This is a genomic window from Kribbella sp. NPDC020701, assembly GCF_055562215.1.
On the sequence record NZ_JBVHFT010000001.1, the window covers coordinates 365,833 to 378,502 of the forward strand.

Below are 12,670 nucleotides of genomic sequence, written 5' to 3' on the forward strand. Positions count from 1 at the left end.
GACGGAGAGTCGCCAAAATAGCTCGGTTTCAACCAATGACTGACTCTCCGTAAACGAAACCGCCCGGTCTGCCATATGGTTGCAGAAACCAACTAATTGGTATATAGTTGGGTTATGCAACTAGCTCAGGAACCCCTCGTCCCGGGGGTGGAGCGGGACGCGCCGGCCCAGGAGCTGCTCGAAGGAGTCAGTTCGCTGATCCGGGCGGTGCGCTGTGTGGAGCACCGGCACCCGATGCCCGACAGCGGGCTGCGACGATCCGACGCGAGTGTGCTCAAGGTCCTCCTCAAGGGCGGCGAGCAGCGCGGCGGTGAGATCGCCGCCAAGCTCGGCGTCGACGCCTCCGTGGTGAGCCGGCAAGTGACCGCCCTGGAGGCCGACGGACTGGTGAGCCGTCGGCCTGACCCGGCCGATGCCCGGGTCGGGCTGGTCAGCCTGGCACCCCGCGGAAGGGCTCAGCTGGAGGCCCTCTACTCGTCCTACACCCAGCATCTTCGTGCCGCCCTGGCGGACCTCGACGACGACATGCTGCTCGCCGCTGCGGAGACCATGCAGCGGCTCGCGCAGGCCATCACGGAGGTCAACCAGGTCGTGAGGCGCACCAACTCGACTGGAGACTGATGACTGTCACGGAGACCCGGCAGCAGGTAGTGCCCAACCCTGTGCTCGCTGCGCCGGAACTCACCCATCGCGAGATCCTCGAGATCCTGATCGGCCTGCTCGCCGCGCTGTTCACAGCGATGCTGAGCTCGACCATCGTCAGCAATGCCCTGCCGACGATCATCGCCGACCTCGAAGGCTCCCAGACGCAGTACACCTGGGTGCTGACCGCGAGCCTGCTGGCCACCACGGTGTCCACCCCGATCTGGGGCAAGCTCGCCGACCTGATGAGCAAGAAGCTGCTGGTGCAGCTGGCGATCTCGTTGTTCGTGGTCGGCTCCGCGCTGGCCGGCCTGTCCCACACCGTGCCGTTCCTGATCGGCGCCCGCGTGCTGCAGGGCCTCGCGATGGGCGGCCTGATGGCGCTGGCGCAGGCCATCATCGGCGCGGCCATCCCACCCCGCAGCCGGGGCCGGTACTCCGGCTACATGGGTGCGGTGATGGCGGTCGCGACCGTCAGCGGCCCGCTCATCGGTGGAGTCATCGTCGACACCTCCTGGCTCGGCTGGCGCTGGTGCTTCTATGTCTGCGTCCCGCTGGCCCTGATCAGCCTGGTGATCCTGCAGAAGTACCTGCACCTGCCGCTGATCAAGCGTGAGGTCCGGATCGACTACCTCGGCGCGATCCTGATCAGCATCGCCGCGAGCCTGCCGCTGCTCTGGGTCACGTTCGCCGGTCAGGACTTCGCCTGGATCTCCTGGCAGTCGGTGCTGTTCGTCGGTGGCACGGTGCTCGTCGGCATCCTCGCCGCACTGGTCGAGAACAAGGTCGCGGAGCCGCTGGTCCCGCTGAAGGTCGTCCGGCAGCGGACCACCGCGCTGGCGATCGTGGCCAGCCTGGCGGTCGGTGTCGCGATGTTCGGCAGCGCGCTGTTCCTCGGGCAGTACTTCCAGATCGCCCGCGGCTACAGCCCGACCGAGGCCGGTCTGCTGACGATCCCGATGATGCTCGGCTCGTTCCTCGGGTCGGTCGGCTCGGGACAGATGATCACCCGCTACGGCAAGTGGAAGCGGTACCTGGTGTCCGGCGGCATCCTGCTCGTGCTCGGGCTGACACTGCTCGGGACGATCGACCACACCAGCCCGTACTGGTACGTCGGTCTCGGCATGCTGGCCATGGGCCTCGGCATGGGCATGATGATGCAGAACCTGGTCCTCGCCGTCCAGAACACCGTGGACGTCCGCGAGATCGGCGCGTCGAGTGCGACGGTCAGCTTCTTCCGCAGCCTTGGTGGTGCGGTGGGCGTGGCCGTACTCGGCGCCCTACTCGCGACGCGCGTGAAGGACCTGATCATCGAAGGGGTGCTGTCCGGCCCAGGTGGTGCGGAGGCGGCGCGGAAGCTGCAGGAGGGTGGCTCCGACGGCACGAGCCTGCTGGACGTCAATCACCTGCCGCCGCAGCTGGCGGAGCTGGTGCGGATGTCGTACGGCGATGCGACCGGACGGATCTTCCTGATCGCGGCCGCGTGTGCCCTGGTCGGCCTGGTCGCGGCGTTCTTCATCAAGGAGGTCCCGCTCCGCAAGACCGTCGCCAAGGTCGACGTCGAGGACCTCGTCGACAGCAACGTGCACGACTAAAGTTCGGGTGGCTCCAGGTCGGTCAGTTCGCGGGTGCGGATGATCGGTGAGCCGACCAGCCACAGGACGGAGAGCAGGCCGCCGGCGGCGGAGACGAGGAGGGTTTCGCGGACACCGATCCAGGTGCCGAGGAACCCGCCGACGACCGCGCCTAGCGGCCTGACGCCGTAGTTGATGCTGGTGAACGCACCCGCGACCCGGCTGCGCATGTGGTCGTGGATGACCGCGGCCTGCAGTGAGTTCAGCGGTACGTCGAAACACATCACGGCGAAGCTCGCGACGAACTCGGCGCCGGCCAGCGCGGTGGCGCGGACCCAAACCGGACCGTCGGCCAGGACCACGAGTGCCATCGCGCCGGGGAAGACGATCGAACCGGCCGCGATCACCCGGCCGGCCCCGAAGATCCGGCTCAGCGGTGCGGCCGCGACCGCGCCGAGAAGGCCGCCGACCGAGCCGATCCCGAAGGCCAGGCCGATCGTTCCGGCTGAGAGCCCGAGCTCGCGGCTGGCGAACAACACCAGCAGCGCCATGCCCATCAGGTTGAAGAAGTTGACCGTGGTCGCGCAGCCGAGACTGCGGCGCAAGTACGGGTGCCGGAGCAGATAGCGCATGCCCTCGCGGGCTCGGGTGAGCAACGGTTCCGATGTCTCGTCGGCCTCGCCAGGTGTCGTCTTCAGCCGGCTGAGCTGGATCGCCGAGAACACGAACGACAACGCGTCCACGACGATCGCGACCGGTGCCGTCAGCCACTGCACGAGCAGACCGGCCACGGCCGGGCCACCCATGAAGGAGATCGACCGGGTCGCGGAGAGCTTGCTGTTGGCCTCGAGGAACTGGTCGCGCTCGACCAGCCGGACGAAGAACGACGCGTAGGCGGTGTTGAAGAGGACGTGCGCCGTACCGGCCAGGATCGCGATCGCGTAAAGCTGGCCGAGTCCCAGCAGGTCCACCCAGTACGCCACGGGCAGTGTGAGCAGCAGGACGGTGCGGGCCAGGTCGGCCGCGATCATCAGCGGGCGCTTGTCGCGGCGATGGTCGACCCAGGTGCCGATGAACAGCGAGGCGATGTTCGGCAGCCAGACGGCCGCGGTCAGGAAACCGACCTGGGCGGGGGAGGCGTCCAGCAGGGTGACGGCGATCAGTGGCAGGGCGAGCTCGGTGATCCGGTCGCCGAACTCGGACACGGTTTGTGCGGACCAGAAGGTCCGGAACCGCCGGTCGCGCCACAGACTGGTGGTGGTAAGTGTGCTCACGATGGTTCCCCCAGGGCAGGTTCAGGTTGTTGCTTTGGGCAAGAAAAGACGAACGGGTCCGGCTCAGGTGGTTGCTTCGGGCAAAGACATGCGGAGGTGGCGGACCGAGCGGGCGTCCGGCGGTGCGCCCTCCTCGCCGCGCTGGACGTACGGCGCGAGTACCTGCTCGATCTCCTGCTCGATCGCGTCGGCCTCGTCGACGGTGACGATCAGGCGGGTATTCGCGGACCCGGCCACGCGGCGCCACTCGGGATCCAGCTCGGGCTCGATATCGGCGAGCCAGTGCTGTGCCTGCTCCAGGGCCTGGCTCATCATCTCGGCCAGCAGCAGCCGGCCGGCCTCGACGCCCTCCGGGGTGTCCGGCATCGTGACCCGGAACCCACGGGCGACCGCGTTCCACCAGCGCTGCCGCCGGTCCGATCCTTCCGGCGGCGGGCCGTCTACCACCAGGCCGAACGAGGCCAGGTGTCGCAGGTGCCAGCTGGTGACGGACGGAGACGCGCCGACGTGCTCGGACAACTGGGTCGCCGTCGCCGGTCCGTTCTTCTGCAACCAGCTGAGCGCGGCGAGCCGGACGGGATGCGCCAGAGCCCGCATCGCCTGCGGGTCGGTGATCTCGAAATCGCCGTACGGATTTCTGAGAGACATGTTTCGAGAGTAATCTCTCAGATCTCCTGGAAGCAACCCCCTGTCGCCGGTCCGGGTCCGGCGGGACACTGGGCGGGGAGGTGTGACCGGGTGCGGGACGACAGTGATCCGGTGGCGGACATGGCCGCCCTCTACCGGCAGACCTGGCCGCGGCTGATCGGCGTACTGGTGTCGATCGGTGGATCGCGCGCGGACGCCGAGGAGGTCGCCCAGGACGCGTACGTGAAGCTGCTCGCCCGCTGGGACGCGATCCGCCGGTACGACGACCCGGAGACCTGGGTGCGTGCGGTCGCCGTGCGGACGATGATCAGCCGGGTACGCCGGCGGCAGGTGGCGACCCGGGCTCTGGCCAGGCTCACGGGCCGCCCGGACACCGCGCGTGGGACGGATGGTGCCGCGCTGGACGTGGCGGCCGCGCTGGCCCGGATCACGCCGGAGCAGCGGGCGATCGTCGTATTGCATGACGTCCTGGAGTTGCCGGTCGAGCAGATCGCGGTGGATCTGCAACTCGCGCCCGGTGCGGTGAAGTCCCGGCTGGCCCGGGCCCGGCGGGTCCTCGCGCCGTTGTCGGCGGTGACCGAGAATGCGTGACCTGCTGGTCGAGTACGTCGAGGCGCGGACGCCGGAAGAGGCGCCGCCGTTCGAGGATGTCCAACGTGCCGTTCGAGAGCGGCGCCGGCGGCGTTACGTCGTGTCCGCCGCGGTCGCGGCGATCGTGGTCGTGGCCGGGATCGCCGCCGGCGTCGGCCTCCCGAGGGCTGAGCGCGAGCCGACGTTCGGCCCCGAGGTGGCTCGGTACCTGGTCGACGGGCCGGCGCCACAGCAGTACAAGATCGGTACGACGCTGATCCTGCTGCGGGGCGAGATCGCGGTCACCTCGGTGCGGCTGGATCCGGATCACCTGTCAGTGCTGACCGTGGCGGTCGAACCCGACGAGGTCGCCATCGAGCCGTGCCTGCCGAACACGGTCGTCCGGATCCTGTCCCAGGACGCGTACTCGGTCCGGATCGCGGCGTACCGGTACGGCGTCGGCCCGGACCAGAACGAGGGCCACCAATGCACGAACCCCGGCCCCGCGCCGACCACTCTCGACCTCGACCTGCAGAGCGCGCTCGCGAACCGCACGGTGTACGCCGGAAGCACCGGTGACCGGGTCGTCCTGAAGGGACGCGGCTGCCTCAGGCCGGCTGGATCGTTCGCCGCCAGATGTCGCTGATGAGGTCAGCGCGCATGCCGACGGCGGTGTAGAGGGCGACGGCCGGGGTGGGGTTGCTGCTGTCGACGTGCAGGATGGTGCCGGAGCGTCCGGCGGCGGCGTCGACGGCGAAGGCGTCGTGCAGGAGGAACTTGGCGAGGCCGCGGCCACGGGCCTCCTCGATGACGGCGAGCCGGCCGACGTACCCGCAGTTCTCGGTACTGACGAAATTGTCGTTGCACTCGGTCACAGCGACCGCCCGGCCGTCGAGTTCGACGGTGGTCAGCTGCGACCAGTCGAACGTGGACCGGCTCTCTCGTGCCGCCGCCCACTCCGGGAACGGCCGCGGTTCGGCCGAAGGCTGTCCACGGAACGCCTCGACGAGTACGGCGTGCGCCGTCCGGCGACTCGTCTCGTCCAAGGCACCACGCCGTACGACGGCACCGACAGGCACGGCGGGTGGTTCCACCGGACCGTCGAAGGTGATCCGCATGCGGTGAATCGACGTATCGATCGTGAAACCGCGGGCGGCGAGGATCTCCGGCATCAGTTCGTCCTGCCGGATGACGCCGATGCTCACGACGACCTCGCCGGATCCACCTCGAGTGGCACGCTGCATCCCGCGCTCGAGCAACCACTCCACAATCGCCGGGTCCGCGCTCAGTGCTTCGAGGGTCATTCGGGTGCCGTCGTTGTGCGCCATCGCGGTGGCCGACCCGGCGAACTCACCGGCCGCGTCGAGCACCACCCAACCATCCGTCGCCGGGGTGAATCCGGGATCACGCAGGTAGTTCGCGACGTCCTCGGGACTGTGCTTCGCGAACCCGAGCAACGCGCGCGTGTAGTCGCCGGACCGCTCGGCGATCATCCCGGCGTCCTCGAGCCGCATCGGCCGGACGGTGTACCCGGCAGGCAGATTCATGCGTCCACCCGCAGTTGCCAGACGTCGATCACCAGCGTGGCGGTCATGCCGACGGACAGATACAGGTCGAGCGCGGGCGTCGGATTGTTCGTGTCCACGTGCAGGATCGTGCCGGTCCGTCCGGCCGCGGCGTCGAGGGCGAACTGGTCGCGCAGCAGGAACTTCGCCAGGCCCCGCCCACGAAGACCGAGCCGTAGCCTGTCAACCGGTCGCCGAGGTCGAAGACAGCCTTCGCGTCGTCCTTCGTCGGTGGGCGGACGGTGTACGTGGCAGGTAGTACGGCGGTCATTCAGACATGGTGGTGAACGACCGCCGTACTGTCGAACGGATTAGGTCAGCAGGCCTTCTCCCATTCGAGGTCGCAGGTGGTCTGCGTCGTCCTGAGGGTGTTCGGCGCGACTGCGGCCGGCGGCGCCTGGTCGGTCCAGGAAGCCAGCGTGACGCCGACCGCGTCCTCGATCGAGCGCGGGCTGACCAGGTAGTTGTTGCTGATCATCGAGAAGACCAGCTTGCGGCCGTCCTTGTTCGTCACGTAGCCGGACAGTGCCGTCACGCCGGTCAGCGAGCCGGTCTTGCCATGCAGGTTGTTGGCGGCCGGCGTGTTGAGCATCCGGCTGCGCAGTGTGCCGCCGACGAACCGTTGCGGGTTGCCGGCGATCGGCAGAGCGTCGTACCACTGCTGCCACCATGGCTCCTTCTGCGCCCCGATCAGTACGTCGGTGACGCTGTCGGCGGTGACGTTGACCTTGCGGGACAGGCCCGAGCCGTCGGAGAGGCGGATCCGGCTGGTGTTGACCCCGATGCTCTGCGCGTAGTCGGTGACGACGCCCAGTCCGGCCGACCAGCTGCCTTCGGCTTCGACGACGGCGCCCATCGCCTTGACCAGGGTCTCGGCGTGCATGTTGTTGGACAGCTTCAGGAACGGCGTCATCAGTTCGCCGACCGTCATCGACTCGTCCCGGGCGAGCTGCCGGGCGGTCGTCGGAGTGGCGGCGTTCTTGATCCGGCCGTCGACCTGGATGCCCTGCGCGGCGAGCGCGCGCCGGAAGACGTCGGCCGCGTAGAGCTCCGGCTCCCAGACCGTCACCCACTCCTGCCCGACCGAGGCGCCGAGCGGCACCGAACCGGTCACCCGGACGATGTTGGTGCCATGGTCGCGCTCGATGCTCAGCGTGTTGGCCGACCCAGCCGCGCCGGTGGTTGCGGTGCTGACCAGCTTGATCACGCCGTTCGCCGGCACGAGCGAGAGCTTCGCCGGTGCTCCGGCCGTTGCTCCGGGCAGGCTCTCGACGATCGCCGTACCCGAGTCGTAGTCGGTGTTCGGGGCGAGCGTGAGAGCGGAGATCTGGGCGCTGTAGTAGAACGGCTCGTCGTCCCAGGACCAGGTGTCGCCGAGGCGGACGTGGTCGAAGTACGTGTCGTCGGCGACCAGGTCACCCTCGACGCGACGGACGCCGGCCGCGCGGAGTTGCTTGGCGAGTCCGGCGTAGTCGGACTCGAGTGCGGTCGGGTCGCCGTACCCCTTGAGGTACAGGTCGCCGTTCAGCTTGCCGCCGCGGACGGACGCGGTCGCCAGTACGTCGGTGTGGAAGCGGTACGACGGGCCGAGCGTGTGCATCGCGGCCGTCGATGTGAAGAGCTTGGTGTTCGAAGCGGGCAGCATCCGCTGATCGCCGTTCCGGTCGTACAGCGTCTCGCCGGTGGTCGCGTCCCGGACCACGAGCGCGACCTGCGAGCCGTCGTACCGGCTGTCGTTCAGCAGGCTGTCCAGTCGCGTCTGCAGCGCTGTCGCCTGTACTGCGGTCGGCGCACCGGCCGACTGTGTGACCACCCCACCGACGGCCGCCGCCACTGCGGCGACAGAGGCGACCATCGCGCGCCCCGACACTCTCGGTAAATACTTCACGAGAAACTCCCTCAACCCAGGCGGAATCCAACTAGCGGGAGTCTCCACCCCCCGAGCCTCCGGGTCCAGTGATCAGCACGATTGACGTCGGCCCGGGTGGTTCGAAGTGCAGTAAGGCTTCCGGGTCAGGGAATCGCCGGGGGAGACCCCGGCCCTGACCCGGGAACCACCCGTCCGGTGCGTGGCGTGGTGCTACAGCGCTGCAACCTGCCTCGTACTCTCGTAGAGCACAGCGAGACGAACGGGGAGCACGAAGCAGGCGATGGCGAAACCACCAGAGCAGGTGTCCGGGACCCGGCGGCGACGCCCGGTCTGGCTGGACCTGCGCCGTACCGGCCGTGGCCTGCAGGCGATGCTCTACGGCGGCCTCGCCTCGCTGATCTCGCTCATCATCACGTTCTGGACGCTGCCGCAGATCAGCAGTGACGGCCGGCTGCCGATCCTGCGGCTGGTCGTGCTGCTCGCGGTCTTCAGCATGCTGATGCGCTGGGTGCTGGCCGGGGTCGCGATCCTGATCGGCTCGATCGGCGTCCTCGTCGGGGGACTGCTGTCGCAGTTCGGCGTCGTCTACCTCGGCATCACCGTGGATCCGGGCGTGACCCTGCACGGCGGTGTCGAGGCGCCGGTGGTGGTCGCGATCTGGATGGCGGCGGTGAGCGCCTTCGTCGGCTGGGTCGCGTACGCCGGCAGTGACGACGCGTACGTCGCCGAGGTGATGCGAGTCGTGCACCGCAGGGCCCGCAAGATCGAGGCGGCGCCGAAGACCGGGATGCTGATCCTCCAGATCGATGGCCTGTCCGCACCACTGCTGAACTGGATGGTCCTGGCCGGCAACCTGCCGAACCTGGGCGGCTGGATCCGGGACGGCAAGCACTCGATGGTCGAGTGGCACACCGGCGTACCGGCGACCACCCCGGCCAGCCAGGCCGGCATCCTGCACGGCGGCTCGAAGCACATTCCGGCGTTCCGGTGGTACGAGAAGGAGACCGGCCGGGTGATGGTCACCAACCGTGGCCGGGACGCCGCCGAGATCGAGGACCGGATGTCGACCGGGCGCGGGCTGCTCGCCGACGGCGGCGTCAGCATCAGCAACAACTGGTCCGGAGACGCGGACCGGTCCGAGCTGGTCTTCAGCCGGGCCGCCCTGCCGAACAGCCGCAGCCGGGGTTACGTTCGGTTCTTCTCCAGCCCGCAGGGTGCCGCCCGCGGTCTGGTGCTGTGCTTCGCCGAGATGGTCAAGGAAGTGCACCAGGCCCGTCGTCAGCGGGTCCGGCATCTGGTCCCGCGGGTCAAGCGGGGCGGCGGCTACATCTTCCTGCGCGCGATCACCAACGTGCTGCTCCGCGACCTGAACGTCTCGCTGGTCACCGACGAGCTGATCAAGGGCACCCCGGTGATCTACTGCGACTTCGTCGACTACGACGAGGTCGCGCACCACGCGGGCCCGACCCGAGCGGAGTCGCTGCAGACGCTGGAGGGTCTGGATCGGGTGCTGGGAGCGTTGCAGCGGATCATCGACACCCTGCCGCACTCGTACGAGATCGTCGTCCTGTCCGATCACGGGCAGAGTCAGGGCTCCACCTTCCTGCAGCGGTACGGGCGCACGCTCACCGAGGTGGTCGACGACCTGGTCGACACCACCAAGGAGCCGGTCGCGGCGGTTGGCAAGTTGGAGGGCTGGGGCCCCGTGAACGCGTTCCTGACCGAGCTGTCGCTGCGCCGCAGCGTGACCGGGACGGTGACCCGGAAGGCGCTGCACGGGAAGGCCAAGAGCGGCGAGGTGGAGCTCGGGCCGAAGGACTGCGAGCCGCCGATCGCCGCCGACGAGCAGATGGTGGTGACCGCCTCAGGCAACCTCGCGCTGCTCTACCTCGCGACCACGCCCGGCTGGGTGCCACTGGAAGAGATCGAGCTGCTGCATCCGAAGCTGATCCCTGGTCTGGCGACCCATCCCGGCGTCGGTTTCGTAGTGGTCGACTCGCTGGCCGAGGGACCGGTCGCGATCGGCCGGGCCGGAGTCCGGGTGCTGCGGTCCGGCCGGGTCGAGGGAGAGGACCCGCTGACGCCGTACGGGCCGTTCGCGGCGGCGTCGATGCTGCGGCAGGCGGAGATGCCGCACAACGGCGATGTCGTGGTGGTGAGCCGGCTGGACGAGTACACCCACGAGGTCGCGGCGTTCGAGGAACTGGTCGGCTGCCACGGTGGGATCGGCGGCTGGCAGACCGAGGCGGTCCTGGTGCACCCGAGTCGTTGGGTCCTGGACGAGCCTCCCGTAGGCTCCGACGCGGTCCACGCACTGCTGATCAGCTGGCTGGAGAAGCTGGGCCACCGCAAGGACCTGCGGAAACCGGTCGAGTCGAGTGTGGAGGCCTGAAAGCGTGCGGATCACCTGGTGGGGGCATGCCACCACCACGATCGAAGCGGCCGGCACGCGGCTCCTGACGGATCCGGTGCTGACGTCGCGGATCGCGCATCTGCGCCGCCGCCGCGGACCGTCCCCGCTGCCCGAGGCGGGGAAGTGTGACGCCGTCCTGATCTCGCACATGCACGCCGACCACCTGCACCTGACCTCGCTGCCGATGGTCGATCCGGAGGCCGCGCTGGTGGTCCCGCGCGGTGCCGCCAAGTTGATCCACCAGGACAGCGGCGCCGCCGTCTCGGAGCGTTGCATCGAGGTTGCCCCGGGCAACCAGGTGCGGATCGGCTCGCTCGACATCACCGCGATCACGGCCCATCACGACGGCCGCCGGCTGCCGTGGTCGTCGCACGCCGGCCCGGCCCTCGGGTACCGGGTGGAGGGCTCGCCGAGCGTGTGGTTCGCGGGCGACACCGATCTGTTCGACGGCTTGGCGGCGGAAACCGGTCCGGTCGACCTGGCGCTGATCCCGGTCGGCGGTTGGGGTCCGTCACTCGGACCGGGACACCTGGATCCGGAGCGCGCGGCGGAAGCGGTTCGGCGCGTCGGTGCGCGGATGGCGATTCCGGTCCATTTCGGGACGTTCTGGCCGATCGGGTGCGACTGGCTGAAGCCGGAACTGTTCCTGCCGCCGGGGGACCGCTTCAAGGCCGCGATGGCCGAGGTGGCTCCCGCGGTGAACGTGGAGGTCCTGCTGCCCGGCGAGTCGACCGAGGTGGCCGCACCGTGAAGGAGCGAAGCGAGTTCACCAACAAGCAGAGTGGGCCACGCCGGTCGTCCGCGCCCGCAGCGAAGCGAGGACGCGGATGACGGGCGACACGAGGTTCGACCTCTGGTACCTCTTCGCGCTCGCGGGCGCGGTTCTGGTCGGCGCGGTCCTGCCGGTTCTGCCGACCGGCGCCGCGGTGTCGGCGGGCGCCGTACTCGCGTCGCACAGCAACCCGATCGGGCTCTTCGGGGTGTTGATCGCCGGCGCGGCCGGCGCGTACATCGGCGACCTGATCGTGTACGCCGGCTGCCGGTTCGGTGGTGAACGGCTGGCCAAGCGGGTCGGGTGGCTGCGCGACAACGCCTCCCTCGATGCCCTGCGGCTCAGGCTGTCCGAGCACGAGATCGGCGTCCTGCTGACCTCCCGGCTGATCCCGGGCGGCCGGGTGCCGGTGCTGCTCGCGGCCGGCCTGGCCGGGTACCCGTGGGAACGGTTCGCGCTGGTCGACCTGACGGCATCGTCGCTGTGGGCCGCCGTCTACATGGCGATCGGGCTGCTCGGGTACGCGCTGTTCGACGAGCCGTGGCAGGGCGTGCTCGCCGCGATCCTGCTCGTCGTACTCGTGACCGTGAGCAGCAGCCTGGTCCGGCGTGTCCGGCGCACCCGGACCGCCCGGAAGTCAGACGCCGAATGATGCGCTGCGGAGCCGCTCGATCAGCTCCGCGTCGCCCTCCAACCGAACGTCGGCCACCTGCTGACGGCCGAAGCAGAACAGCACCAGCTCGGCCGGCTCACCGGTCACCGTCACCGATCCGAGCTCGGTCGGCCGCTTCGCGACGGACGTCGTACCGTCCGCGAGCCTGAGCACCAGACCGCTCGGGGCCTTCCGGGTCATCGTCTTCGACGCGAGCCGGACCGCCTTCCACAGGCCGGCCTGCTGCTCGTCCGGCAGGGTGCGGACGACGTACGACGGTTGCGCCCGCCGGACGTCCTCGTGGTGCACGAAGTACTCGGTCGTGTTGAGCTGGTGACCCAGCTTCGGGAGTGCGTAGATCGAGACCGGGGGCGGTCCGTTGCGGACCTTGTCGACCACCTCGGCGAAGCGGTAGCGCTCCTTGGCCCGCCGCATCCGCCGCTCGGTGGTGTCGGCGAGGGCGGAGATCATGATGCCCGGCCCGGCCATCGGATCGGCCTCCCGGACATACAGATGAACGGCGAGATCGTACGTCGACCAGCCTTCACACAGCGTGGGCTGATCAGGCCCCAACTGGTCGAACAGATCACACAGAGCGAGTCGTTCTACCCGGCTGTAGTCGGTCACAATCCCGATCGTAATCGCGAACCCAACCTTCCTCCCTTCCTTCCCTCCGCCCCGGCGGAGGGA

Annotated in this window: 12 protein-coding genes; 7 read left to right on the forward strand and 5 right to left on the reverse strand. The window is 69.1% G+C overall.

From position 1 onward, the window contains the following. Positions 1-114 precede the first annotated feature (114 nt). Positions 115-621, forward strand: coding sequence for a MarR family winged helix-turn-helix transcriptional regulator (locus ACZ3HV_RS01675; protein WP_465679843.1), 507 nt, complete (start codon positions 115-117; stop codon positions 619-621). Further along, entirely contained in the window at positions 621-2,237 is a 1,617-nt protein-coding gene (locus ACZ3HV_RS01680; protein ID WP_465679845.1) for an MFS transporter, read from the forward strand. Before ACZ3HV_RS01675 ends, ACZ3HV_RS01680 begins: the two co-directional genes overlap by 1 nt. Here ACZ3HV_RS01680 and ACZ3HV_RS01685 read toward each other — a convergent pair. After that, entirely contained in the window at positions 2,234-3,490 is a 1,257-nt protein-coding gene (locus ACZ3HV_RS01685) for an MFS transporter (protein WP_465679847.1), read from the reverse strand. The genes ACZ3HV_RS01680 and ACZ3HV_RS01685 overlap by 4 nt on opposite strands. A 63-nt stretch (positions 3,491-3,553) precedes the next feature. Then, the gene (locus ACZ3HV_RS01690) at positions 3,554-4,138 is read right to left on the reverse strand and encodes an ArsR family transcriptional regulator (protein WP_465679849.1); all 585 of its coding nucleotides are present in this window, start codon (positions 4,136-4,138) and stop codon (positions 3,554-3,556) included. A 90-nt stretch (positions 4,139-4,228) separates the two neighbouring features. On the opposite strand from ACZ3HV_RS01690, the gene ACZ3HV_RS01695 reads away from it, so the two are divergent. Together ACZ3HV_RS01695 and ACZ3HV_RS01700 are read left to right on the forward strand one after the other, a co-directional pair. Next, positions 4,229-4,729, forward strand: a complete 501-nt coding sequence (locus tag ACZ3HV_RS01695; RefSeq protein WP_465679851.1) for an RNA polymerase sigma factor — start codon at positions 4,229-4,231, stop codon at positions 4,727-4,729. After that, complete coding sequence (locus ACZ3HV_RS01700; protein ID WP_465679853.1) at positions 4,722-5,354, forward strand: hypothetical protein; 633 nt, start codon at positions 4,722-4,724, stop codon at positions 5,352-5,354. Before ACZ3HV_RS01695 ends, ACZ3HV_RS01700 begins: the two co-directional genes overlap by 8 nt. Here the strand turns inward: ACZ3HV_RS01700 and ACZ3HV_RS01705 are convergent. Then, entirely contained in the window at positions 5,317-6,255 is a 939-nt protein-coding gene (locus ACZ3HV_RS01705; protein ID WP_465679855.1) for a GNAT family N-acetyltransferase, read from the reverse strand. The genes ACZ3HV_RS01700 and ACZ3HV_RS01705 overlap by 38 nt on opposite strands. Before the next feature lie 334 nt (positions 6,256-6,589). After that, a complete protein-coding gene (gene dacB, locus ACZ3HV_RS01710) occupies positions 6,590-8,161 on the reverse strand; it encodes a D-alanyl-D-alanine carboxypeptidase/D-alanyl-D-alanine endopeptidase (RefSeq protein ID WP_465679857.1) in 1,572 nt (523 codons plus the stop codon). Positions 8,162-8,423: 262 nt separating this feature from the next. On the opposite strand from dacB, the gene ACZ3HV_RS01715 reads away from it, so the two are divergent. The 3 genes from ACZ3HV_RS01715 to ACZ3HV_RS01725 all read left to right on the forward strand — a co-directional run bounded on the left by ACZ3HV_RS01715 (position 8,424) and on the right by ACZ3HV_RS01725 (position 11,980). Beyond that, on the forward strand, positions 8,424-10,535 hold the full coding sequence (locus ACZ3HV_RS01715; RefSeq protein ID WP_465679859.1) for an alkaline phosphatase family protein: 2,112 nt from the start codon (positions 8,424-8,426) through the stop codon (positions 10,533-10,535). 4 nt (positions 10,536-10,539) lie between these two features. Beyond that, a complete protein-coding gene (locus ACZ3HV_RS01720) occupies positions 10,540-11,307 on the forward strand; it encodes an MBL fold metallo-hydrolase (protein ID WP_465679861.1) in 768 nt (255 codons plus the stop codon). A gap of 76 nt (positions 11,308-11,383) precedes the next feature. Next, complete coding sequence (locus tag ACZ3HV_RS01725; protein WP_465679863.1) at positions 11,384-11,980, forward strand: DedA family protein; 597 nt, start codon at positions 11,384-11,386, stop codon at positions 11,978-11,980. On the opposite strand, the gene ACZ3HV_RS01730 is transcribed toward ACZ3HV_RS01725, so the two are convergent. Beyond that, a complete protein-coding gene (locus tag ACZ3HV_RS01730) occupies positions 11,966-12,607 on the reverse strand; it encodes a TIGR03085 family metal-binding protein (RefSeq protein WP_465679864.1) in 642 nt (213 codons plus the stop codon). The two genes, ACZ3HV_RS01725 and ACZ3HV_RS01730, sit on opposite strands and share 15 nt — an antisense overlap. Positions 12,608-12,670 lie beyond the last annotated feature (63 nt).